The sequence below is a fragment of the Clostridium sp. 1001271st1 H5 genome (genome assembly GCF_005845215.1).
In the GTDB taxonomy this organism is placed as follows: domain Bacteria; phylum Bacillota; class Clostridia; order Lachnospirales; family Lachnospiraceae; genus Enterocloster.
This window is the reverse complement of sequence record NZ_SPHO01000002.1, coordinates 127,624-150,330: the sequence shown is the minus strand read 5'-3', so window position 1 is coordinate 150,330 and position 22,707 is coordinate 127,624. Positions and strand designations below refer to the sequence as shown.

At 52.1% G+C, this 22,707-nt stretch carries 23 protein-coding genes; 8 read left to right on the top strand and 15 right to left on the bottom strand.

Going from position 1 to position 22,707, the window contains the following annotated elements:
• Positions 1-284 precede the first annotated feature (284 nt).
• The 5 genes from pflB to FGS84_RS03915 all read left to right on the top strand — a co-directional run bounded on the left by pflB (position 285) and on the right by FGS84_RS03915 (position 4,693).
• Complete coding sequence (pflB, locus tag FGS84_RS03935; protein ID WP_138306378.1) at positions 285-2,393, top strand: formate C-acetyltransferase; 2,109 nt, start codon at positions 285-287, stop codon at positions 2,391-2,393.
• A gap of 37 nt (positions 2,394-2,430) precedes the next feature.
• A complete protein-coding gene (gene grcA3 / locus FGS84_RS03930; protein WP_279232796.1) occupies positions 2,431-2,685 on the top strand; it encodes an autonomous glycyl radical cofactor GrcA3 in 255 nt (84 codons plus the stop codon).
• 163 nt (positions 2,686-2,848) lie between these two features.
• A complete protein-coding gene (pflA, locus tag FGS84_RS03925; protein WP_138306377.1) occupies positions 2,849-3,601 on the top strand; it encodes a pyruvate formate-lyase-activating protein in 753 nt (250 codons plus the stop codon).
• Positions 3,602-3,709: 108 nt separating this feature from the next.
• Complete coding sequence (locus FGS84_RS03920; protein WP_138306376.1) at positions 3,710-3,880, top strand: 4Fe-4S binding protein; 171 nt, start codon at positions 3,710-3,712, stop codon at positions 3,878-3,880.
• Between the two features lie 96 nt (positions 3,881-3,976).
• On the top strand, positions 3,977-4,693 hold the full coding sequence (locus FGS84_RS03915; protein WP_138306375.1) for a gamma-glutamyl-gamma-aminobutyrate hydrolase family protein: 717 nt from the start codon (positions 3,977-3,979) through the stop codon (positions 4,691-4,693).
• Between the two features lie 107 nt (positions 4,694-4,800).
• On the opposite strand, the gene FGS84_RS03910 is transcribed toward FGS84_RS03915, so the two are convergent.
• Both FGS84_RS03910 and FGS84_RS03905 read right to left on the bottom strand, forming a co-directional pair.
• Positions 4,801-5,598, bottom strand: a complete 798-nt coding sequence (locus FGS84_RS03910) for a hypothetical protein (RefSeq protein ID WP_138306374.1) — start codon at positions 5,596-5,598, stop codon at positions 4,801-4,803.
• Positions 5,595-6,161 carry an RNA polymerase sigma factor gene (locus tag FGS84_RS03905; protein ID WP_138306373.1) on the bottom strand — a complete coding sequence of 189 codons (567 nt, stop codon included), beginning with the start codon at positions 6,159-6,161 and terminating at the stop codon, positions 5,595-5,597. Before FGS84_RS03905 ends, FGS84_RS03910 begins: the two co-directional genes overlap by 4 nt.
• 271 nt (positions 6,162-6,432) lie before the next feature.
• Here FGS84_RS03905 and FGS84_RS03900 point away from each other — a divergent pair, with 271 nt between their 5' ends.
• The gene (locus FGS84_RS03900; RefSeq protein ID WP_138306372.1) at positions 6,433-7,989 is read left to right on the top strand and encodes an ABC-F family ATP-binding cassette domain-containing protein; all 1,557 of its coding nucleotides are present in this window, start codon (positions 6,433-6,435) and stop codon (positions 7,987-7,989) included.
• 89 nt (positions 7,990-8,078) lie between these two features.
• Here the strand turns inward: FGS84_RS03900 and FGS84_RS03895 are convergent, their stop codons facing one another.
• From FGS84_RS03895 to FGS84_RS03875, 5 genes are read right to left on the bottom strand one after another with little or no spacing between them, the layout of a single operon-like run.
• Positions 8,079-9,350 (bottom strand): Glu/Leu/Phe/Val dehydrogenase, encoded by a 1,272-nt coding sequence (locus FGS84_RS03895; protein WP_138306371.1) that lies wholly within the window; start codon positions 9,348-9,350, stop codon positions 8,079-8,081.
• Positions 9,347-10,117, bottom strand: a complete 771-nt coding sequence (locus FGS84_RS03890) for a 5-oxoprolinase subunit PxpA (RefSeq protein ID WP_138306370.1) — start codon at positions 10,115-10,117, stop codon at positions 9,347-9,349. Before FGS84_RS03890 ends, FGS84_RS03895 begins: the two co-directional genes overlap by 4 nt.
• A 51-nt stretch (positions 10,118-10,168) precedes the next feature.
• Positions 10,169-11,194 carry a biotin-dependent carboxyltransferase family protein gene (locus FGS84_RS03885; RefSeq protein ID WP_138306369.1) on the bottom strand — a complete coding sequence of 342 codons (1,026 nt, stop codon included), beginning with the start codon at positions 11,192-11,194 and terminating at the stop codon, positions 10,169-10,171.
• Between the two features lie 3 nt (positions 11,195-11,197).
• Positions 11,198-11,917 (bottom strand): allophanate hydrolase subunit 1, encoded by a 720-nt coding sequence (locus FGS84_RS03880; protein WP_138306368.1) that lies wholly within the window; start codon positions 11,915-11,917, stop codon positions 11,198-11,200.
• A 57-nt stretch (positions 11,918-11,974) separates the two neighbouring features.
• Positions 11,975-12,658 carry an RraA family protein gene (locus FGS84_RS03875; RefSeq protein WP_138306367.1) on the bottom strand — a complete coding sequence of 228 codons (684 nt, stop codon included), beginning with the start codon at positions 12,656-12,658 and terminating at the stop codon, positions 11,975-11,977.
• Positions 12,659-12,820: 162 nt separating this feature from the next.
• Between FGS84_RS03875 and FGS84_RS03870 the strand changes: the two genes are divergently transcribed.
• Together FGS84_RS03870 and FGS84_RS03865 are read left to right on the top strand one after the other, a co-directional pair.
• On the top strand, positions 12,821-13,747 hold the full coding sequence (locus FGS84_RS03870) for a LysR family transcriptional regulator (protein ID WP_138306366.1): 927 nt from the start codon (positions 12,821-12,823) through the stop codon (positions 13,745-13,747).
• Between the two features lie 106 nt (positions 13,748-13,853).
• Entirely contained in the window at positions 13,854-15,032 is a 1,179-nt protein-coding gene (locus FGS84_RS03865; RefSeq protein WP_138306365.1) for a pyridoxal phosphate-dependent aminotransferase, read from the top strand.
• Positions 15,033-15,061: 29 nt separating this feature from the next.
• Here FGS84_RS03865 and FGS84_RS03860 read toward each other — a convergent pair whose 3' ends face one another.
• The 8 genes from FGS84_RS03860 to FGS84_RS03825 all read right to left on the bottom strand — a co-directional run bounded on the left by FGS84_RS03860 (position 15,062) and on the right by FGS84_RS03825 (position 22,706).
• The gene (locus tag FGS84_RS03860; RefSeq protein ID WP_227147401.1) at positions 15,062-15,862 is read right to left on the bottom strand and encodes a DeoR/GlpR family DNA-binding transcription regulator; all 801 of its coding nucleotides are present in this window, start codon (positions 15,860-15,862) and stop codon (positions 15,062-15,064) included.
• 72 nt (positions 15,863-15,934) lie between these two features.
• The gene (locus FGS84_RS03855) at positions 15,935-16,762 is read right to left on the bottom strand and encodes a class II fructose-bisphosphate aldolase (protein ID WP_138306363.1); all 828 of its coding nucleotides are present in this window, start codon (positions 16,760-16,762) and stop codon (positions 15,935-15,937) included.
• A gap of 13 nt (positions 16,763-16,775) precedes the next feature.
• On the bottom strand, positions 16,776-18,143 hold the full coding sequence (locus FGS84_RS03850; RefSeq protein ID WP_138306362.1) for an ABC transporter substrate-binding protein: 1,368 nt from the start codon (positions 18,141-18,143) through the stop codon (positions 16,776-16,778).
• 31 nt (positions 18,144-18,174) lie between these two features.
• Positions 18,175-19,047, bottom strand: a complete 873-nt coding sequence (locus FGS84_RS03845) for a sugar phosphate isomerase/epimerase (protein WP_138306361.1) — start codon at positions 19,045-19,047, stop codon at positions 18,175-18,177.
• A 12-nt stretch (positions 19,048-19,059) separates the two neighbouring features.
• Positions 19,060-19,701, bottom strand: a complete 642-nt coding sequence (locus FGS84_RS03840) for a class II aldolase/adducin family protein (protein WP_138306360.1) — start codon at positions 19,699-19,701, stop codon at positions 19,060-19,062.
• 27 nt (positions 19,702-19,728) lie between these two features.
• Positions 19,729-21,228 carry an FGGY-family carbohydrate kinase gene (locus tag FGS84_RS03835; RefSeq protein WP_138306359.1) on the bottom strand — a complete coding sequence of 500 codons (1,500 nt, stop codon included), beginning with the start codon at positions 21,226-21,228 and terminating at the stop codon, positions 19,729-19,731.
• A gap of 34 nt (positions 21,229-21,262) precedes the next feature.
• Entirely contained in the window at positions 21,263-21,982 is a 720-nt protein-coding gene (locus tag FGS84_RS03830) for an ABC transporter ATP-binding protein (RefSeq protein WP_138306358.1), read from the bottom strand.
• Positions 21,975-22,706: an ABC transporter ATP-binding protein gene (locus FGS84_RS03825; protein ID WP_138306357.1), complete on the bottom strand. Its 732-nt coding sequence runs from the start codon at positions 22,704-22,706 to the stop codon at positions 21,975-21,977. The genes FGS84_RS03830 and FGS84_RS03825 overlap by 8 nt, the downstream gene beginning before the upstream one ends.
• Position 22,707 lies beyond the last annotated feature (1 nt).

Sequence of the window (22,707 nt, the reverse complement as noted above, 5' to 3'; positions counted from 1 at the left end):
CTTCTACCATCATAATACGTTTTTCGACATTTTACAAGTCCAACCTGGACATACATATTTTTCATATTAACCATAATTATCAAGGCTTGTTAAAAAATATTATCACTAAGCCCTCTTGACGTGTATACAATGTGCATAATATAATAAGTGTTGCAAAAGCAACAGCACAAATCCTGTTTTTTTAGTAGACTATGGATGTCCGGTAAGACCGGTATGGCTGTGAAACAATTGGTTAACAATAGTTTTTATATAAAGGTTCACGCATTTCACAGGAGGAAAAATCTATGAGAACAGAGTGGAACACATTTAAAGGCGGTGTATGGCAGCGGGAAATCAATGTACGCGATTTCATACAGAAAAACTATACCCCCTATGACGGAAACGATGAGTTTCTGGAAGGTCCTACCCAGAATACCACAGAGCTGTGGGACCAGGTCATGGAACTGTCAAAAAAAGAACAGGAAGCCGGCGGAGTCCTGGATATGGATACAAAAATCATTTCCACCATTACCTCCCACGGCCCGGGATATTTGAATAAGGACAAGGAAACCATTGTAGGCTTTCAGACCGACAAACCCTTTAAGCGTTCCCTTCAGCCTTACGGAGGTATCCGCATGGCCATGAAGGCCTGCCAGGATAACGGTTATGAGGTTGACCCTGAGATTGTGGAATTCTTTATGAAGCACAGGAAGACCCACAATGCCGGTGTGTTTGATGCATACACCCCTGAAATGAGGGCCTGCCGTTCCAGCCATATCATCACAGGGCTGCCGGATGCCTATGGACGCGGACGCATCATCGGAGACTACCGCAGGATTGCCCTTTACGGTGTGGACGCCCTGATTCAGGAAAAAAAGGAAGAAAAGGATTCCACGCGCACCATCATGTATTCGGATGTTATCAGGGAGCGCGAGGAGCTGTCTGAGCAGATTCGAGCCCTGGAAGACCTGAAGGAGCTGGGACGTATCTATGGTTTTGACATTTCAAAGCCGGCTTCCGATGTGAAGGAGGCCATACAGTGGACCTACCTGGGCTACCTGGCTGCTGTCAAGGAGCAGAACGGCGCCGCTATGTCCCTGGGACGCACCTCCACCTTCCTGGATATCTACGCTGAGCGCGACCTGGCGGAAGGACGTTATACGGAGAAAGAGATTCAGGAATTTGTAGACCACTTTATTATGAAGCTGCGTCTTGTAAAATTTGCCAGGACGCCGGAATACAACGAGCTGTTCTCCGGGGACCCCACATGGGTTACGGAATCCATCGGAGGTATCGGAATCGACGGACGCCACATGGTGACCAAGATGTCCTTCCGTTATCTGCACACCCTTCAGAACCTGGGCACTGCCCCTGAGCCGAACCTGACCGTACTCTGGTCCACAAAGCTTCCTGAGAACTTTAAGCGGTTCTGTGCCAAGACTTCCATTGAGTCCTCCTCCATCCAGTATGAGAACGATGATTTGATGAGGGTAACCCATGGCGATGATTATGCCATTGCCTGCTGTGTATCCAGCATGCGCATCGGCAAGGAAATGCAGTTCTTCGGCGCCAGGGCCAACCTGGCCAAGTGCCTGCTCTACGCCATCAACGGCGGGGTGGATGAAATCAGCGGCAAGCAGGTAGGCCCCAAGTACCGCCCCGTAACCACGGAATATCTGGATTTTGACGATGTAATGGACAAATACAAAGATATGATGAAGTGGCTGGCCAAGGTATATGTCAATGCCCTGAACATCATCCACTACAATCACGATAAATACTGCTATGAAAGGCTTCAGATGGCGCTCCATGACAAGAAGGTGACCCGCTGGTTCGCAACCGGCATCGCAGGCCTTTCCGTTGTGGCAGACTCCCTGTCCGCCATTAAGTATGCCAGGGTCAGGGTTGTCCGCAATGAACAGGGCATTGTGACCGACTATATCGTGGAGGGAGACTTCCCTAAATATGGAAATAACGATGACAGGGTAGACCAGCTGGCAGCAGACCTGGTACACACCTTCATGAGCTATATAAAGGGAAACCACACCTACCGCGGCGGCATTCCCACCACCTCTATCCTTACCATTACCTCCAATGTGGTATATGGAAATAACACAGGCGCAACCCCGGACGGCCGGAAGGCCGGCCAGCCATTTGCACCGGGGGCCAACCCAATGCACCACAGGGACAGCCATGGGGCGGTTGCATCCCTGGCATCTGTGGCAAAGCTTCCATTCAGGGATGCGCAGGACGGTATCTCCAATACCTTCTCCATCATTCCCGGCGCTCTGGGCAAGGATGACCAGATTTTCATGGGCGACCTGGAAGTAGAGCTGAACGGCTGCGGAGGCGGCTGCGAAGCGCCCACCCTCTTTGAGGGACTGGACTCCGAGGCCGACATCGAGGAATCCTGATTAACAGCATATAAACCATTTTCTTGAGAAAGCGAGGATTAATGTTATGGTAAAAGCAAGCGAATCACAAATTGATAACCTGGTGGCCCTGTTAGACGGCTATGCCCAGGAAGGCGGACACCATCTGAATGTAAATGTATTCAGCAAGGAAACCCTTCTGGATGCACAGGCCCATCCTGAAAAATATCCCCAGCTCACAGTCAGGGTATCCGGCTATGCGGTAAATTTTAACAAGCTGACAAAAGCGCAGCAGGACGAGGTCATTTCAAGGACCTTCCACGGCTCCATCTAAGCCCTGTCTGACAATTACTCCGGATGCCGTCTTAACAGGAAGCACTTCCGGCTGGGGCGGCATCCATGTTTCCTTTTATCATTTTCCTTATTTTAAATATCTTTACCCGCGGCTGGTCCGCACTGCATGACATGTTGTGGTTTTCAGAAAGGAGCGCAGCCTTATGGTTGGACGTGTACATTCCATAGAAAGCTTTGGCACCGTGGACGGCCCCGGTATCCGCATGGTAATCTTTTTAAGCGGCTGCCCCATGAGATGCCTCTACTGTCATAATCCCGATACATGGGACCCCAAGGGAGGCACGCCCATGCTGGCGGACGATATATTAAACCAGTACGAGCAGGCCCGCCCCTTCTATAAAAAAGGCGGCATCACGGTCAGCGGCGGCGAACCCCTGATGCAGATTGGTTTTGTAACAGAGCTTTTTGAGAAGGCCAGGCAAAAAGGAATCCACACCTGTCTGGATACCTCAGGTATTACTTTCAACCCCGGTTCGCAGGCAGTTATGGCACTTTTCGACCGCCTTCTGGCCTCCACGGACCTGGTTCTCCTGGATATCAAGCATATTGACCCCGAGGAACATATAAAGCTTTGCGCCCAGCCCCAGGACAACATACTGGCCTTTGCCGGATACCTGGAAAAGAAGCAGATACCTGTCTGGATTCGCCATGTGGTGGTTCCCGGCATCACGGACCGGGAGGAATATCTGTACCGCCTGGGACGCTATCTCGGCACGCTTAAAAATATAAAGGCGCTGGATGTGCTGCCCTATCACGACATGGGAAAAGCCAAGTACAGCCAGATGGGAATCCCCTACCCCTTAGAGGATACGGCGCCCCTGCCTCCTGCAAAAGCTGCAGAGGCCCGCAAAATCATTCTCCGGGGAATGCGCGATGAAAGGGCCCATTGCTCCTAAATTTATACAATATTAGCGGGCATAGGAACGATTTTCCTCTTGAATAATTAGACGTTATAGTATAAAATAAAATAACAATGTAGACAAATATTAAGGAGGTATTTTATCATGGCATATGTAATTAGTGATGCTTGTGTAAGCTGCGGCAGCTGTGCTGGCGAATGTCCAGTCGGCGCTATTTCTGAGGGAGACAGCCAGTACGTTATCGACCCGGATACCTGTATCGACTGCGGAACCTGTGCAGCTACCTGCCCAACCGGAGCTATTTCCGAAGGCTAATGTAGTATTACATAAGGGCCTCTTCCTGACGGAAGGGGCTCTTTTCGTATATTCAGCATATATTATTCACAGAACACATGGAGGAATCCAAATACCATGAATAAACCAGTAATCGGCATAACCCCTTCCCATAATACAGAAAACGACGACATAAGCGTGCGCCCCACTTACCTGAGGGCCATTGAAGCAGCAGGAGGCCTGTCCGTCCTTCTTCCCCTGGAGGCGTCGGAGGAAGACTTAAAACAGCTGTCAGGGCTGTGCGACGGCTTTCTCTTTTCCGGCGGTCCGGACATTCATCCCTTTCTTCTGAAGGAGGAAACACACATGCACTGCGGCAATGTGTCCATGGCCCGGGATACCATGGAACTCTCCCTTCTGAAGATTGCCATGGAGGCCAGCAAGCCGGTGCTGGGAATCTGCCGCGGAGCCCAGATGATTAATGTGGGACTGGGCGGCGACATCTACCAGGACATTCCCAGCCAGGCCGAAACCGGTTTTCCCATTGCCCATAAGCAGCCCTATTCCTGCAGCCTGCCTTCCCACCATGTGAATGTGCGCCGGGATACACTGCTGTACGAAATCGCAGAAGGGAAACCGGAAATCGCGGTAAACAGCTCCCACCACCAGGCAGTGCGCAGAATTGCCCCCTGTCTCATAGCCAGCGGCCATGCGCCCGACGGTATTATTGAAGCTCTGGAGATGCCGGATTATCCTTATCTCCTGGCCCTGCAGTGGCACCCCGAGTATATGTGGCAGACCGACGCGGTATCCGCCAATATATTCAAACACTTTGTGGATGCCTGCCGGAAATAAAAGAAACGGCTGACCCGGCAAAGGCCCGGCGCGATTCAGGATATGGAATGCTTCCTGAATCACGCCGGGCCATTTACTAATCTGCTTTTCTGTCTGGTTATCCGCACCTACTCATTGTCTATCAATTCCGCGGCCATCTGAGCCATCTCTTCTGCTGTTATGGGATTATCCATGGTTGTTATGATATAAACCCTTTCCCCGTCCTTCCATACCATGCTCTGGGCAGCCTTATCCTCCACCTTATCGCTTCCGTATGATATATAGAGTTCTCCTGCCGCCTCTCTTGCCTTTTCCTCCTCGGAAACCTGATAATCCGGGGGAACAAAACGGTACTGGTCCCTGGTGTAGTTCAGGGTAATCCCGTTGTGGTCAAATGTCTGGTGCGGCCGGCCTTCCTCCTCATACAAGCCTGAGCCCTGTACACTGACAAATATATCCGGGCTTCCGCCCTTTTTGTACTGCAGGGAAAAGCTTTCCGTGGACTTTATCACATTTCCGTCCTCATCATGGGCCTCATCATGGGTGGGCATGCCCAGTTCAAACCGGTACCCGTTGCCGAACGTCTCAGGGGCCTTGGTGGCAAAGCCCAGCTTTGTCTCCATCTCCCCCAGCTTATCATAGGTAAAATCATCCAGATGACTGCCTCCGCTGCTTGTATATGCCGCCTTTCCGGCAGCAACCGCTGTTATGGTACCCAGTACGCAGATGGCTGCCGCCACCACAAATACCCGCTTCATATTCCATTTCTTCATTCCTGATTCCTCCTCTATTTTCCGGTGAACAGAGCGCCGCATCCTCTCTGTATCTGCGGAAGTCACCTGTATGGACTCTGCCCGGCTGCAAAGAGTACGGCTTATCTGCTCTTCCAGTTCCTTTTGTGTCACCGGTCCGTCTTGTCTGTTCATAAGGTTACCTCCCTTCCTACCCTCTTGTTTTCTTCCGTCAGCTCCTGTTTTAAATTCGTCCTGGCCGTATACAGCCTGGACTTAACGGTTCCCTCCATACAGCCCATGATACCCGCAATCTCTCTGGTGGACATCTGGTTAAAATAGTACAGGACTACGGCTGTTCTCTGTTTCACCGGAAGATTCCTTATGGCTTCATAGAGCTCCTTTTCCCGGGAGCGCATCATGACTTCCTCCAGCACAGAGGCTGTTTCAGGCTCTTCCGTCCCAAATACCTCTTCCACCGGCTGTTCCTTCCTGTTTTTCCTGCAAAACCTCCAGGCTTCCCTGGTAAGGGTTTTATAAAGCCAGTTCCCAAAATACTCCGGTTCTTTGATTTTCTTTCGGTTCGTCCAGCACAGCACAAAGGTTTCCTGTACAATATCCTCACTGTCTGCATGACTTCCGGATATGAGATATGCCACGCGCAGCAGTTTGGGATAATAATGCTCCATCAACCGGTCAAATGCCTGGCTGTCTCCTTCCGCCATACGGCGTACCAGACCTGCTGTCTCCTGCTCCATGTCCATCCGCTCCTTCCATCGTCCGCTGCTTATTTGGAACCATCTGCTTATATGGAACCATTATATATCCCTTTTGGCTTAACTGCCAGAAGGGTTTGTTAATCGGTGCACCTGCTATATAGAGAAAGTTGGCAGGCAGATGGTTCATTTTATTTAGAATTATTTTTTCCCTTGTCAGAACAGATTATGTCATGTAGAATAATACTGCTGAACAAAACCAACGGAAGCACCTGTAAAATAAAGGATTTTTATAAAAGGAGTCTGCAACAGTATGAGCATTTTAAACGTAGAGCATTTGAGCCATGGCTTTGGGGACCGGGCCATTTTCCAGGATGTCTCCTTCCGCCTGTTAAAGGGCGAGCACATTGGCCTTATCGGAGCCAACGGGGAAGGCAAATCCACCTTCATGAACATTATTACCGGCAAGCTCATGCCCGATGAGGGCAGGGTGGAATGGGCCAAAAACGTAAGGGTCGGGTATCTGGACCAGCACGCAGTGCTGGAAAAAGGCATGACCATACGGGATGTGTTAAAGAGCGCCTTCGCATTTCTCTTTGAGATGGAAGAACACATGAACCATATCTGCGATAAGATGGGAGAAGCCGCCGAGGACGAAATGAACACCATGATGGAGGAGCTGGGAACCATACAGGACCTTCTCATGGCCCATGATTTCTATATTATTGATTCCAAGGTGGAGGAGGTGGGACGGGCCCTGGGCCTTTCTGAGATTGGCCTGGACAAGGATGTGACGGAGCTGTCCGGCGGCCAGCGCACAAAGGTGCTCCTGGGCAAGCTTCTGCTGGAGAAGCCGGATATCCTGCTTCTGGACGAGCCTACCAACTATCTGGACGTACAGCATATTGACTGGCTGAGGCGCTACCTGCAGGAGTATGAGAATGCCTTTATTCTCATTTCCCATGACATTCCCTTCCTCAACAGTGTTATCAACCTGATTTACCATATGGAAAACCAGAGGCTGGACCGCTATGTGGGGGATTATGACAAATTCCAGGAGGTATACGCGGTTAAGAAATCCCAGCTGGAGGCTGCCTATAAGCGCCAACAGCAGGAGATTGCGGAGCTGGAGGATTTTGTGGCCAGGAACAAGGCCAGGGTGGCCACCAGAAACATGGCCATGTCCCGCCAGAAAAAGCTGGATAAGATGGATGTCATTGAACTTGCCAGGGAAAAACCCAAGCCGGAATTTCATTTTCTGGAGGCCCGCACTCCGGGAAAGTATATATTTGAGACAAAGGATTTAATCATTGGCTATGACGAGCCGCTGTCGCGCCCTCTTAACCTGGTGATGGAAAGAGGACAGAAAATCGTGCTGGTAGGAGCCAACGGCATCGGCAAAACCACGCTGCTGAAAAGCATCCTGGGCCTTACGCCTGCCCTTGGCGGCACCGTGGAGCTGGGAGACTACCTGTCCATCGGCTACTTTGAGCAGGAGATGGCCCCCGGCAACACCACCACCTGCCTTCAGGAAATATGGGCGGAATTCCCTGCCTATACCCAGTACCAGGTCCGCTCCGCCCTGGCAAAATGCGGCCTGACCACGGAACACATTGAAAGCCAGGTCAGGGTGCTCAGCGGAGGCGAACAGGCCAAGGTCCGGCTGTGTAAGCTGATTAACCGCGAGTCCAATGTACTTCTTCTTGACGAGCCCACCAACCATCTGGATGTGGATGCAAAGGAGGAGCTGAAGCGGGCTCTGAAGGCATATAAGGGCAGCATCCTCTTAATCTGCCATGAACCTGAATTTTTTGAGGGACTGGCTACGGATGTGTGGGATTGCAGGGAATGGGCGCTGAAGCTGTCTTAATCAGGATAAATCCGAAGCAGTTAAAAAGGAACCCCCGAAAAAACCATTCCAGGGGGTTCCTTTTTAATTTCCAGTCCGGGGATTTTCTTCTACGCCATGGAGATGGGCCCGCCTCTCATCTTACCCGCGGTACAAATGCGGTTAATTGCCACCATATAGGCGCCCATGCGCATGGTTACTTTGTTATTCTTTGACATGGCGTCCACCTCGTCATAGGCCTTGTTCATAATTTTCTTAAGGGTCCGGTTCACTTCCTCCAAATCCCAGGCCATGCTCTGGATATTCTGAACCCACTCAAAATAGGATACAACCACGCCGCCTGCATTGGCCAGGATATCCGGCACAACCACCACGCCTTTTTCCTCCAGTATCTTATCCGCTTCCACGGTAGTAGGACCGTTGGCTGCTTCAATAATCACCCTGGCCCGGACGCCGGCTGCGTTATCGCCGGTTATCTGGTTCTCCAATGCAGCGGGAATCAGCACATCGCAGCAGCAGGTGATAACCTGGTCATTGGTTATGTGTTCCACATTATCTGACACATAATCAATCAGGGCCTTTGTCTTGTCCGACAGGAATGCCCGGATAGCAGGGATATCCAGTCCGTCTTCATTGTAAACACCGCCGGAATAGTCGCTGACAGCCACTATCCTGCATCCCTTATCATACAGTATCTGGGCTGCGGTGCCTCCTACATTTCCCATGCCCTGGATGGCATAGGTGGAATTCTCGTAGCTCATGCCCAGGTGCTCCAGGCACTGGCGGGTAATGATGGTCACGCCTCGTCCTGTTGCTTCCGTCCTTCCGATGGAGCCGCCAATCTCAATGGGCTTTCCGGTGACAACACCGGGAACGCTGTGTCCCTTGAACATGCTGTATGTATCCATAATCCAGCCCATTACCTCGCCGTTGGTATTTACATCCGGGGCAGGTATATCCTGGTCAGGCCCTATAATCGGCAGTATCCTGGTGGTATATCTTCTGGTCAGGCGAATCAGCTCATCCCTGGACAGCTTGGAGGGGTCCACCTTGATTCCTCCCTTTGCCCCGCCGTAGGGGATGTTGACGATTGCGCATTTAAATGACATCCAGGCCGCCAGCGCCTTTACCTCATCCAAATCCGAGTTCTGATGGAAGCGGATTCCCCCCTTATAAGGGCCTCTGGCACTGTTGTGCTGTACCCGGTATCCTTCAAATACCTTCATCTCGCCATTATCCATCCTCACTGGAATGGATACAATCATTTCCCGCTCCGGATAACGCAGGGTTATGTAATCTGCTTCCTTTAACCCCAGCCTGGATGCCGCCTCATCCAGTACCGCCAGCATATTTTCGTATGGATTATACGTGTTCTTATTCATGACCTGCCTCCCATAAAATTGTTTATTTGAATACCTTCTGCTTCAAACGCTGTTCGGATTCTGCTGACAAAGGCCAGCGCCTTTGCCCCGTCCCCGTGGACACAGAGCGTGTCCCCCTTTATGTCCAGTTCCTTTCCATTGACGGACGTGACCTTTCCCTCTTTAATCATTTTAACGCACCGCCTGATAGCCTCGTCCTCATCTGTAATCATGGCCCCTTTGGTGCCTCTGGGAACCAGGGACAGGTCATCCATGTAGGCCCGGTCCGCAAATATTTCCGACAGGGCCTGAAGGCCCATTTTCCCGGCCTCCTCCCCCAGAACCGCGCCCGCGCAGTAATAAATCCGTATGGACGGGTCTATCTCATATACCGCCTGGCAGACGGCCCTGGATACCTCCCTGTCATACTGGCACAGATTGCCCAGCGCCCCGTGGGGGGCCACATGCTGAAGCTTCATGCCGCAGCCGGCAGTAAAGGCCATAAGCGCGCCCACCTGATACTTTACGTAGTTTTTGATTTCGGAGGGCTTTAATACCATCTTCCGCCTGCCGAATCCCATGAGGTCAGGATAACCCGGGTGGGCGCCCACAGCCACATTCCTCTCTGCTGCTGCTTTCACCACCCTGTCCATAACCATGGGGTCCCCTCCGTGCCAGCCGCAGGCAACATTGGCAGATGTGACGTATTTTATGATTTCATCGTCATTCCCAATGGTATATGCCCCAAAGCTCTCCCCCATATCGCTGTTTAAGTCAATCTGATACATGCTCCGTCTCCTCCCTGACTCTATTCTGACTGCTTCCCCTGGCTGCTGACCCTAACTGTGTTCTTCCACCTTCACCTGAAAGGAGGTCCCGCCCACATTTACCTGAAACAGCCTGGGCGGGCGGTAGGCCACGGGCGTCTCCAGCTTCGCCTTAAGCTGTTCCATTTCCCTGTAATATGCCGCATACGCCTGCTGTGCCTGCACAATATCCACAGGCACAAACCGTATCTCATCTCCGGCCCTGCACTGGCCGATTACAGGCAGGTCGGCTGTTATGACAGTGGCTATCTTCGCATAGCCGCCAATGGACTGGCAGTCAGCCATCATCACTATGGGCTGTCCTGATGTAGGCACCTGGACAGAACCCATGACAATGCCGTCTGAAATAATATTGCCGTCCGCCACATGCTCCGGACAGGGGCCCTCCAGCCTGTAACCCATGCGGTCCGATTCCCCGGTCACCTTATAAGTCCCTCCAAAGAAATCCTCCCGTCCTTTCCTGGTAAAGCAGTCATCCTGGGGGCCTTCAACCACCCGTACCAGACGGCATCCAGCCTGGCTGTATTCTGCCTGCATCCATCTTGCCGGCAGGTTTTCTATGGTATCCAGGTTCTGCCGGAGTCCGATTTCATCCCCCTTTTTCAGAGGCCGCCCCTGGTATCCTCCGATTCCGTTCTTTACAAGCGTGGACCTGCTTCCCATTACCACAGGAATATCCAGGCCCCCGGCAGCCGCCAGATAGGTCCGGCAGCCGCCGGAAGCTGACTGCATTCTGAGCACATCTCCCGCCTCTGCCGAAAACGCCCGGTACATACACACCGGAGCCCCGTTAAACAGAGGACCCATATCCGCCCCTGCAAGGGCTATGACAGCCGGTCCCGTAAACCGGATTTCCGCCCCAGTAAACGTCATTTCCAGTCCTGCCTCCCCCATGTCATTGCCCACCAGGAGATTGGCTATATGGAATGACCGTTTATCCATGGGGCCTGCCGGGGATACCCCAAACTGTTCGTATCCGAACCTTCCTTCGTCCTGCACCGTTGTATAGATTCCCGGATTCACAATCACCATACCCATAAGCTACGCCTCCTTCACGTACGTCCGGCAGACATAGGTTCCGGCGTCTGCCTGGGCCTTAATCTCCTCATACCGGGCCCGGCTTACGGGAATATGGCGAATCCACTGTCCTGCCCTGAGCAGGAAGGGATTTTCCTTCCTGTAGTCGCACACCTTTATGGGGGTCATGCCGATGATGTTCCAGCCGCAGGGCTGGTCAAAGGGTATGATATCGCTGAGTCCCTGCTGCACCACGATGCTGCCCCCGGGTATGCGGACCCTTGGGCTCTCCCTGCGCCTGAAGGAAAAAGGATTCTCAAACCTGGCCGTATAGGGATGTCCCGGAGCAAATCCCAGCATATATACAAAGTAATCGCTCTGGCTGTGAATTTTTATGATTTCATCCACTGTCTTTTTCTCAATCCTGGCTATCTCCAGGATATCCTCCCCCTCGTAGAGGACCGGTATCTCGGTTATCACCGGCTTTGGCAGGTCAATCTCCCCCATACTGCCGGTCCATTCCTCCACCAGGCGTTCCAGCTTGTCATATGGTATCCTTAAAGGGTCATAGTGAATCAGCAGGGAACGGTATGACGGGACCAGTTCTCTTATTCCCGGAACATGCTCCCCCTCAATCCGGTACTTAAGGGCAATAACTTTTCTGTTTGTCTCAATGGATATCTCATTCTCAAATTCTACTGTAACCCCACAGTCTCCGCATAACCGCAACACAGCACCATTCATAGCATCACTGCTCCTATTTTTAAATCAATGCAACTGTACAGTCTCCACAGTCACAAATCAGTCCACGTACTCCACGCCTATGCTCTCAAGTTTTGCGTCCACCCAGTCCCGGTTCAGGCCGGTTCCGGCTGCAATGCTGGCAAACTGCTTTGTCTCATCCTGGCTTACTTTCTTAGCTCTCTCCGCCAGACCAGCCGCTTCCTCAGGCTTGATAACCAAAAGGCCGTCCCCGTCCCCTACCAGGATATCTCCCGGGCAGATGACCTGATTTCCGCAGGATACAGGGAAATTGATTTCCCCGGGTCCATTTTTATACGGCCCGTTGGGCGTCACTCCCTTTGCATATACCGGAAAATCCGGTATCTCCCCGATTTCCGCACTGTCGCGGATACATCCGTCCACCACAAAGCCTGCCAGCCCCCTGGACATGGCGTACCGTGTCATGATTTCACCGCACAGCGACCTGCTCTGGCTGCCAAATGTGGCAATCACAAGCACATCTCCCGGCTTTGCCATATCAAGGGCCTTGTGGAACATCAGGTTATCCCCTGCCGGTGCCTTTACCGTAAATGCGGTCCCAAGAAGCCTGGCCTTATTCATGGGCTTCAGCTGGGAATCAACCGCCCCAATCCGGTTCATGCAGTCGTCAATATTCGCCACCGGAATATCCTTAAACGCCTCAACCAATTTCCTGTCCGGCCTCTCAAACTCTTTTCTGATTCTGCACCCTACATTTGCCATATACCTTCTCCTTCTCTCCATAATTTTGTAAGTCATAAACTGCATCCAGTTTCTGGCCTGAAAATGTTTCCTACACGCCTAGGATAACACAAGTGATAACGATTGAAAAATGAATAATATTAGTATATAATATTAATAAAATCTATATTTAAGGAGCTGCCTATGGACCTGTCTGAAATTGAAACCTTCCTCACCATCGTCAACACAAAAAGCATCACAAAAACAGCGGATATCCTGTTTCTCAGCCAGCCCACCGTAAGCCACAGGCTAAAGTCCCTTGAAAAGGAGCTGGGGTTCCCGCTGATTGTCCGCAAAAAGGGATTTAAAAATGTTGAGCTCACCTCCAAAGGCAGTGAGTTCGTATCCATTGCGGAGCGGTACATATCCCTGTGGAAGGAAACCCAGGCACTGGCCCGGGACAGGGACAGCACCCTGCTGTCCATCGGATGCACGGACAGCCTGAATATCGCCCTTTTTGCAGGCTTCTACCGGCAGATGGAGACATCGGACTGCCCCATTGACCTGGACATCCATACCCATCAGTCCTCGGAGCTCTACAGCATACTGGACCGCCACGACATTGACATCGGGTTTGTGTACTACCACCTGCACTATAAGAACATTCTTTCAGAGCGCATTTATCAGGAACGGCTGTACCTGGTGCAGTCAGACCAGCCGGCCATACGCAAGTCGCTGATTCACACCGATGAACTGGACCCCTCCCTGGAATTGTTCCTGAACTGGGATGCCAACTTCCAAATCTGGCATGACCAGTGGCTTACAGGGTATTCCAGACCCCGCATCATCGTGGACACCATCACCCTCCTCAATCACGTATGGACCGATAAGAGGAGCTGGATGATTGCCCCTGAATCCGTTATCAATGAGCTGTACCATTACAGGCGCCTCTATGTCAGCGAACTGAAGAATCCGCCGCCCGACAGGGTATGCTATAAAATCAAACACCGCTTTCCCAGCTCCGCCACCCAGACAGCCGTGGATTACTTTGAGCAGGCCCTGGGCGAATACCTCTGCCAGGTCAAATCCTCCCTCCATCTGGGGGAGATATGGGGTGACTGTTATATATAAAAATTTTCTATATTATACATTGAAATAATTCATTAGAAATATATATGTTTTCCGTTTATAATCCAATTATCAGTTAATGATTCACAGATGATTGGAGGGTTTATATATGCTTACAACTGCCGAACGTATGGAACACATGCCCTTTTCCGGCATAAGAGTGGTAATGGAAAAGGCAACCCAGATGGATGCCCGCGGAGAACATGTCATCCATCTGGAACTGGGACGCCCTGATTTTGATACGCCCCAGGTAATCAAGGAAGCTGCCTATAAGAGCCTGGAAAAAGGAAATGTATTCTACACCTCAAATTACGGCTCCATGGAGCTTCGCACCGCTGTTGCCAAAAAACTCCGGGAAGAGAATCACATTGATTACGACCCTTCCGAAATCCTGATTACGGTGGGCGTGGGCGAGGGAACCTTTGATGCCTTCGGCGCTTACCTGGCGGAAGGGGACGAGGTCCTGATTCCCGACCCTGTATGGCTCAATTACATCCATGTGCCTGAATACTTCGGCGCCAAGGCAGTGCCCTATACCCTGAAGCAGGAAAATGACTACCAGATTGACATGGAGGAACTGGAAAGCAAAATCACGGACCGGACAAAAATGATTGTCATTATCTCCCCCAACAATCCCACGGGAGGCGTCCTTGGAAGGGAAACCCTGGAAAAGCTGGCGGACATCGCAATCCGGCACGATTTGTATGTCATGTCAGATGAGATATATGAAAAACTGGTATTTGACGGCGAACAGCATGTCAGTATCGCATCTCTTCCGGGAATGAAGGAACGCACCATAACCCTGAACGGCTTTTCCAAAGCATATTCCATGACAGGATGGCGCCTGGGTTATATGGCTGCTCCCAAGGACATTATTGCCGCATCGGTCCGCCTTCACCAGCACATCAACACCTGCGCGTCTTCCTTTGTACAGGAAGCGGGCATCACCGCCCTTGAACAGGCTGAACCGGATGTGCAGAAAATGCTGGCCGAGTACCAGAGACGGCGGGACTATGTGGTGGAAGCCATCAACCGGATTGACGGACTAAGCTGCAATAAGCCCAAGGGAGCCTTCTATCTTTTCATCAATATCAAGGAGTTGGGAAAAAGCGCCATGGAAATGGCAGAGTATCTCCTGGAAGAGGCAAAGGTGGCCCTGGTTCCCGGAACTGCCTTTGGCGCGGCCGGAGAAGGATACCTCCGCCTGTCTTATGCAAGCAGCTATGAAAACCTGGTGGAAGCCTGCAGCCGCATCAGGGATGCCGTGGAAAAGCTCCGCGCACAATAAAACCAATCAGAACAGGGACAGCTTATTTATCAGCTGTTTCCTGTTTCTTTTATATATACATCCTCCGCCTCCGGATACAGGACGTGAATCTGATATTCCTCAAACAGCTCCATCCATTCATCCGCCGGCCGCCTGTCCGTTACCAGTATGTCTATCTGCTGGAAATTACAGTACTTTACAAACGAAGTCCTGTCAAACTTGGAATGGTCCGCCATCATGATGGTTCTCTGCCCTCTGGAAATCATGAGCTGCTTTATCTCAGTCTCCCCTTCCCTGGAATCATAGGCGCCCTCCTCCAGTTTTAATCCCTTGCAGCTGGTCAGGACAAAATCCACATGGTAATTCATGATGGTGCTTCTGGCTATGATTCCCTGGAGGGAGCAGGATACCCGGTTGTTTGCTCCTCCGGTGGACATGATGTTAAGCCCGGACTGGTTCAGGGAGCTTAAGACCGGGATGGAATTCGTGAGTACGGTAATGTCCTCCCGGTCAGCCATCAGGGTAAGGGCTTCCATCACCGTGGAGCTGGCATCGGCAAAAAGCGTTGCCTGCATGGGGATGATGGATGCCACAATCTGCGCAATCTTTTTCTTTTCTTCCACATTGGTCCTGCTCCTGTGTATATACCCCAGCCTGTCAAACATATTTTCCACCTTCAGCACCGCCCCTCCATGGGTCCGCGTAATAAGGCCTTCCAGCTCCAGCCGTTCCAAATCACGGCGTATGGTTTCCTCCGTCACATCGAATCTCTGGCTCAGCTCTGTCACCTTTACCTTTTTCTCAGTCCTGACAATCCCTCTCAGGTGGTCCAGCCTGTCTTTTAAAACCATTGTCATTCACACCTTTCATTATGGATATCCGGCAGCCAGAATGCCTGACTGCCGGATGCCATAAACACTTTATTAAAAGCCTAATAGTTCCATTTTTCTCCTGACTACCTGTTTCTCGTCCTCCAGCGGCCTCTTCAGAAGATCTATATAGATATAATCATTGGGCCGTTCCGCCAGTTCCGCCCTGAGTCCCCTGTCAAATGCAATCCTGAGGGCTGTTCCTATATTGACCTTGCACACGTGGTATCCGCGCATCTTAATCAGCTGGTCGTCCGGCAGTCCTGTGGAGCCGTGAATCACAAGGGGCACCTTAACTTCATTCTGAATGTTCTCCAGAAGGTCATACTGTATATTGGCAGTCTGGGTGCGCATCATATGGGTGGTGCCCACGGATACGGCCAGGCAGCCGCAGCCCGAGGCATCTGCAAACGCAGCAGCCTCCTTAGGGTCAGTAAGCTGGTCCTTGTGGCTGTCCCTTCCAAGATAGGCCACGGACCCAATCTCCGCCTCCACGGAAGCGTTGTAGCGCTCCGCCCGCTTTACCACCTGGTTGGTGATACGCACATTATCCTCAAAGGGAAGCTGGGAGCCGTCAAACATGACCGAAGAAAAACCAGCGTCCAGGGCTTTCCAGATAGGTTCCACCCTGTTGGCATGGTCCAGGTGCAGGACCACGTCTGCCGTTGACCTGCGGGCCATTTCCCCCGCAACCATACCCCAGTAATCATATCCCATAAATTCTGCCACCACAGGACTGATTTGCAGGATGACAGGGGCATTCATTTCCTCGGCCGCTTCAATCAGGACCCTTGTGTCCGGAAAAAGGGCAAGGTTAAAAGCGCCTACAGCTGCATCAGCCTCTATATATTTGGGCAATAATTCGTCCAGCGTTCTCAACATAGTCTGTTACCCCTTATCTTTCATTCCAGGCAGGCATAGGAAGAACCGGCTCAATTGCTGCATAATCAGAAGGATAAACGGTCTGGTACTTGCCGTCCCTCATCTGCAGCACAAACGCATTGGCGGACGTATTCTGGCCGTATTCATCCATGGTGATTGCATTCCACGGAATCGGCAGGGTGGAGGTATCCACTTCCAGGTTCCTCAGCGCCTGATTCAGGGCCTCCGGCTCCGTGGTTTTCGCCTGGTTGATGCCCAGGGCAATGAGAAGCACATTAATCATATCCTTGCAGTGGCCTTCGCTTAAGTCCGCGCCGTCAGGTGTGTACTGCTTATAAAGCTCAATCAGCTGCCTGCTTGTGTCCGTATCAATGTCAGCGGACCATCCGCCTGTGGTATAAATAAATTCCGTATCCTTGCCCATTGCATCCAGGAAATCAGTCTGGACAAATCCGCCGCGCTGTCCCAGCAGCATCTTGGGTACGTAATTCTGCTCCTTGAATGTCTTCAGATACAGGATTGCATCGGAAGCATAGGAGGACATCATGATTACGTCGGGATTGGCTGCCTTGATTTTCATGACCTCGGATGATACATTGGTTGCAGATGAGGAATATGTAATATTCTCAACCACCTCAATGCCGTATTCCTGGGCCATTCTCTCTTCCTCAATTCTGATATTGGCGCCGAACTCCGTATCCTCAGATACAAGGGCCACCGTCTTAAGGCCTGCATCCTGGTCTTCATTCAGCTGCTTGATGAATTCAAAGGAATCGCGGATATAGTATGTATCATTGGGACCAAACCTGAAATACCACTCAAGTCCTGTCTCCGGTGTTGTCAGTGAAGGAGATGAACCAGCTGTCAGAAGGGGGATGCCATAGGTTTCCGTCACAACAGCTACCGCTTTGGTGATAGCGCTGGTGTACTGGCCGGTAAGCGCCACAATTCCCTCTTCTGTAATCAGACGTTTGGCCTCTGATGTGGCGGTGGTGGGGTCTCCCTTGGAATCAGCAAACACAAGCTCAATCTTAGCGCCGCCCAGGGCAGGAATTCCGGCTGTCTTTGCCAGGGCCATGGCCATCTCCGGATGCTCCTCGTTGATTACATCCGCAATCATCTGTCCTGCGGCCTTGCACTGGGCGCCATAGGTTGCATTGTTGCCGGAAAGCGGGGTAAGGAATCCAACCTTAATCACAGTGGGCGCATCGGTTCCCTCTGCCTGTGCCGTGGTGCTCTCCCCTGTGGAGCCTGCGGGCGCCGCAGACGATTCCTTCGCCTGAGAGGACGGGGCCGCACTGCTGCCCGCGGAGCCACCGCATGCTGCCAGTCCCAATACCATGGTCGCTGCTAATGCTGCTGCTAAAATCTTTTTGTACATTTGTATAACCTCCCTGTTTTTAATAGTTTTCTTATATGAAGACGCCGGCTTCCTGTAATACCCCATTCAGGCACAGCGCTGCTTCCTGTACTGCTTCCTCCAATTTCATGGTTTCATAACGTTCTGTGGTGGGGGCCATGGGCTCCACGATGACAGGACCTTCATAGCCCTTCTCATGAAACGCCCGTACAATGGCCGTGGAATCAATGATTCCCCACTGGTTCGGCATAGCCCTCTCCCTGTCCTCCTGCTGGTCCGGCCCTCTTCCCGGGTACGCGTCGTCCAGGTGCAGGTTTACCACCCGTTCTATATTGTTCAGATACAGATACAGGTCATCCTTCCCGGCTCCGGATGTATACCAGTGGATACAGTCAAATACAAACCCTATATCGCGGCTTACACTGTCCGCCAAAGCCATGGTGCCGCTGATGGTCCGTATAAAAGGGTAACGGAACTTACTGCACACGGTCCTGGCTCCCATGAATTCCAGGCCATATTGGAATCCGTTCTCCTTCATGATGTGATAAATCCTCTGAAGGCGTTTGTGATGCCATTCAAAATTCTCCTCAAAATCACGTTCATCATTTCCGGGCCAGAAATGGTTGTATGCCCGGCAGCACCCCGCTGCCCCGGCCCGTTCAAGCCACCTGGCCCACTGTTCCAGGGCCTTGTCGAATTCCTCATCCCCCACCAGGAACATGTCGCACGGCCCCATCATCAGCCCCCACTTCATGCCGCGGTCCGCCAGCGCCTTTCCCGCCTCTTTTGCCTTCTCCACGCTTCCAAAGGCATGGGCAGGGACCTCGATGCCGCCGAACCCGCACCTGCCTGCCGCTGCAAGCAAATCCTCATACGGATGATGGTTCAGTCCCATGGTCCTGGGGTTTAAATTTGTATACATCATATTCCCACCTGCTTACAGCTCTAATTCTCTTCCCAGCAGACGGTATATTTCTGTCTCAGGGATATCCACAGGTTCTCCAATCTGCCTTGCAATGCACATAACCCTTGCAAACTTTTCAGCCGCAACCACCCTCTGGCATGCCAGTGCCAGGCTGGAGGCAATGCTCAGTACACCGTGGTTAGCCATCAGCACCAGGTTTCTGTGAAGCAGATAGGGCCTTGCATTCTCAATGATTTCATCCGACCCCGGCATCCCATAAGGGGCAACCGGTATATCCTTAAAATGAAACAGAAGCTCTGGATGACATTTAAAGTCCAGCGGCACATGGGTCACTGCATGGGCGGTCAGATAGGGGGCATGGCAATGGATAACCCCGTGAAGCCCTTCCTTCACCGTATAAGCGCCGCGGTGCATCTTAGTCTCCGAAGACGGCCTGCCGCCCCAAAGCTTCTCCCCGGTACTCTCATCAAACACGCAGATATTGTCATGGGTAAGCTTTTTCTTGCTGGTCCTGCCGGGCGTAATATAGAGCAGGTCCCCGTCCTTAATGGAAAGGTTCCCCTCAAATGTATTGACCAATCCCATGTCCTCCATAGACGCCCCAATCTCCATGATTTCGTCCATTACCTCTGTTTTAATTCGACTGTCCATCATTTTTCCTCCTCGTTATGAGCACTTAGTTTATGAACACTTAGTAATCATGCCCCCAAATAAACCTCTGTGTTCCACCTCCTGCAGCCATTCATCCCAATGCCCGGAATGACTGCTTTCATATACAACAGGCTCCCAAGTAGCGGATGCAATCTGTCCCAGCTCCCACAGGGACCCTGCCTCGCCTGCTGCATACAGCTGCATCAGGAGATTTCCCCCCACAGAAGCCAGTGGGCTTCCCGCCATCACCGCAATGCCGGCTGCGTCCGCCAGCATCTGCATCAGCAGCCTGTTCCTTACTCCCCCGTTCACCGCAACCAGCTCCCGGTATGCCACCCCTGTTATATGCGACAATCTCCTGATGTTCCATTTCAGGTACAGGGCGTAGCTCTCAAACAGGCACCGGCCGGTTTCCCCAATGCCCTCCACACACTTCTGCCCTGTCTCCCGGCAGTACTCCCTGATGGTTTCCGGCAGATTGCTGCCTGACACCCGGAACCGGTCATCGCTTATGTCAATAAAGGTCCGGTTATCCTTTATCCCTGCCGCTGCCATGCACACTGCATCGTAGTCCAGCCCCGGCGCCTGTTTCCTCCACTGCTCCATGCAGCGCTCCAGTATCCAGAATCCCGGGAAATCCTTGCACAGTGAGTAGGTCCCTCCGGCCCCTCTCATGTTCTTGAACCTGTCATTGAAGGTTTCCCGGTTTACCACCGGCGCAGCCACCCTTGCCCCGAAGATAAAGGATGTGCCCAGGCTGACAAACGCCTTTGTCTCATCCAGCCCCGGCGCAGCTATAAGGGCTGATTCCGTGTCATGGCCGGCCACACTGACCACCGGCACACCTGTTATGCCGGCCCCGGCCGCAAACGAACGGGTTATGCTTCCCTTTCCCGTCCCCGGCTCGGACAGGGGGCCGAATAATTTTTCCGGAATGCCAAGCTTTCTGAATACCTCATAATTCCACTGCTCCCCGTCCTGTTCCAGAAGATACAGGACAGACGCTATGGTTCTCTCTGTGGCGGCCCGGCCTGTTATCAGGTATTCCAGCAGACTGGATAAGGGCAGGAACCGCTCCCCCCTCTGAATGTTGGGCGAATGGTCCAGCACATCCCGGTAAAGATGGAACAGGGCCCTGGTTTTTACCGGATAATTCCCCATCTGTTCATATAGCTGCCAGTCCGTGAAGCAGCGGTGGACCTGGTCCATGATTCCTTCGATTCTCCGGTCCCGGTAATGATACGGCTCCTGAATCAGTTTTCCTTCACGGTCCAGTATGCCGTAGCCGTTTCCGTAGGTGTCGATTCCCAGGGAAACAAACTGACCGTTCTCTCCGAACCAGCCCAGTCCGTCCCTTATGGTCTTAAGCATGTGCCCAATGTCGGCAAACTCATGGCCGTCCTTCACCTTGGGAAGGTTTGGCTCTGAGTATGTATCCGTTATCCTCAGCCTGCTGCCGTCGTACACAGCCGCCGCCATCTTGATTCCTGTGGCCCCGATATCAGCCGCCGCATACAAGGAATCCTTCATATGCTTCCCTCCTGCGTGAAAACCTCCTGCCGCATCAGCCGCCAAGGTAGGCCCGTTTTACATCCTCATTGCTCAGCAGGTCCTCTCCCCTGCCTTCGATTACCGATTCCCCGTTCTGTATGACAAAGGCGTAATCGCACAGCGCCAGTGTATCCACTGCATTTTGTTCCACAATGATTACCGTGATGCCGATATCCGCAATTTCCTTCACGAACTTGAATATCTCCTGCACCAGCTTGGGCATCAGGCCAAGGGAAGGCTCATCCAGTATCAGCAGCTTGGGGTCCGACATCAGCCCCCTGGCAATTGCCACCATCTGCTGCTCGCCTCCGGAAAGAGTGCTGGCCGTCTGCTTCTTTCTCTCCTCCACCCTGGGGAACAGTTCATAGACCAGCTTCAGACGTTCCTGTATGGCCTTCTTATCCTGGTTCAAATAGGCTCCCATCAGAAGGTTATCCTCCACCGTCATGCCGCCGAACAGCATTCTGCCTTCAGGCACCATCGCGATTCCCTTGCTGACCAGCTTGAAGGGGGGCATGCCCGTGATGTCCTCTCCTTTATAGCGTATGGAGCCGCCCATGGGCTTAATGGTTCCTGTGATGGCCCTGAGGGTAGTGGTTTTGCCTGAACCGTTTGAACCAAGGATGGCCAGGATTTCGCCTTCCCGCACGCTGAAGGACACATCGTGCACAACAGCCATACCGTTATAACCTGCCTGCAGGTCAACTACTTCCAATAACCTCTCATCACTCATCCTTCTTTGCTCCTCCTCCCAGGTACGCATTGATTACTTCCTGATTCGATGTAACCTCATCCGGCGAGCCGACCACAAGTACCTTGCCCGATACCAGCACCACCACCCGCCTGGACACATTCATGACCACGTCCATATTATGTTCAATGGTCAATATGGCGACGCCCATGGTATTAATCTTCTTAATCAGATTGACTGCATCCTTTCGCTCAGTGGCTGTCAGGCCCGCCATTGTCTCGTCCAGCAGCAGAAGCTCCGGGTCCGTGGCCATGGCCCTTGCAATCTCCAGGCGCTTTTTCTGGGGGACATTCAGCTTGCCGGCATATACATACTTCATATCCAGCATCCCGCACAGCTCCAGAATCCGGTCCACATGCTCCATGGCCTCCTCAATGTTGTGCCGCTTGCACAGGGCTCCCACCAGAACATTTTCATAGACCATCATATCGTTTAAGGACTGCGGAATCTGGAAGGTCCTTCCGATTCCCAGCTTGCATATATCATAAGGCTTCATGCTGGTGATGTCCTTACCCTTAAAAATAACACTGCCTTCCGTCAGGGTATGGGCGCCGCTTATGGAGTTGAACAGGGTGGTCTTGCCTGCTCCGTTGGGTCCCACCACACCCACAATCTCCCCCTCCTCCACATCAAAGGTAACCGCCTCATTTGCCACAAGTCCCCCGAAACGCTTGGTAGCATTCTTAATCTCTATTATTTTTCCCATA

Excerpts from the sequence above, each read along its gene's own strand:
- FGS84_RS03830 (WP_138306358.1), bottom strand. The coding sequence starts at position 21,982 with ATGAGTGATGAGAGGTTATTGGAAGTAGTTGACCTGCAGGCAGGTTAT.
- pflA (WP_138306377.1), top strand. The coding sequence starts at position 2,849 with ATGGTTGGACGTGTACATTCCATAGAAAGCTTTGGCACCGTGGACGGC.
- FGS84_RS03855 (WP_138306363.1), bottom strand. The coding sequence starts at position 16,762 with ATGTTGAGAACGCTGGACGAATTATTGCCCAAATATATAGAGGCTGAT.
- FGS84_RS03920 (WP_138306376.1), top strand. The coding sequence starts at position 3,710 with ATGGCATATGTAATTAGTGATGCTTGTGTAAGCTGCGGCAGCTGTGCT.
- FGS84_RS03825 (WP_138306357.1), bottom strand. The coding sequence starts at position 22,706 with ATGGGAAAAATAATAGAGATTAAGAATGCTACCAAGCGTTTCGGGGGA.
- FGS84_RS03865 (WP_138306365.1), top strand. The coding sequence starts at position 13,854 with ATGCTTACAACTGCCGAACGTATGGAACACATGCCCTTTTCCGGCATA.
- FGS84_RS03885 (WP_138306369.1), bottom strand. The coding sequence starts at position 11,194 with ATGGGTATGGTGATTGTGAATCCGGGAATCTATACAACGGTGCAGGAC.
- FGS84_RS03860 (WP_227147401.1), bottom strand. The coding sequence starts at position 15,862 with ATGGTTTTAAAAGACAGGCTGGACCACCTGAGAGGGATTGTCAGGACT.
- FGS84_RS03835 (WP_138306359.1), bottom strand. The coding sequence starts at position 21,228 with ATGAAGGATTCCTTGTATGCGGCGGCTGATATCGGGGCCACAGGAATC.
- FGS84_RS03845 (WP_138306361.1), bottom strand. The coding sequence starts at position 19,047 with ATGATGTATACAAATTTAAACCCCAGGACCATGGGACTGAACCATCAT.
- FGS84_RS03850 (WP_138306362.1), bottom strand. The coding sequence starts at position 18,143 with ATGTACAAAAAGATTTTAGCAGCAGCATTAGCAGCGACCATGGTATTG.
- pflB (WP_138306378.1), top strand. The coding sequence starts at position 285 with ATGAGAACAGAGTGGAACACATTTAAAGGCGGTGTATGGCAGCGGGAA.
- FGS84_RS03915 (WP_138306375.1), top strand. The coding sequence starts at position 3,977 with ATGAATAAACCAGTAATCGGCATAACCCCTTCCCATAATACAGAAAAC.
- FGS84_RS03895 (WP_138306371.1), bottom strand. The coding sequence starts at position 9,350 with ATGAATAAGAACACGTATAATCCATACGAAAATATGCTGGCGGTACTG.
- FGS84_RS03840 (WP_138306360.1), bottom strand. The coding sequence starts at position 19,701 with ATGATGGACAGTCGAATTAAAACAGAGGTAATGGACGAAATCATGGAG.
- FGS84_RS03880 (WP_138306368.1), bottom strand. The coding sequence starts at position 11,917 with ATGAATGGTGCTGTGTTGCGGTTATGCGGAGACTGTGGGGTTACAGTA.
- FGS84_RS03870 (WP_138306366.1), top strand. The coding sequence starts at position 12,821 with ATGGACCTGTCTGAAATTGAAACCTTCCTCACCATCGTCAACACAAAA.
- FGS84_RS03905 (WP_138306373.1), bottom strand. The coding sequence starts at position 6,161 with ATGGAGCAGGAGACAGCAGGTCTGGTACGCCGTATGGCGGAAGGAGAC.
- FGS84_RS03910 (WP_138306374.1), bottom strand. The coding sequence starts at position 5,598 with ATGAACAGACAAGACGGACCGGTGACACAAAAGGAACTGGAAGAGCAG.
- FGS84_RS03875 (WP_138306367.1), bottom strand. The coding sequence starts at position 12,658 with ATGGCAAATGTAGGGTGCAGAATCAGAAAAGAGTTTGAGAGGCCGGAC.
- FGS84_RS03900 (WP_138306372.1), top strand. The coding sequence starts at position 6,433 with ATGAGCATTTTAAACGTAGAGCATTTGAGCCATGGCTTTGGGGACCGG.
- FGS84_RS03890 (WP_138306370.1), bottom strand. The coding sequence starts at position 10,117 with ATGTATCAGATTGACTTAAACAGCGATATGGGGGAGAGCTTTGGGGCA.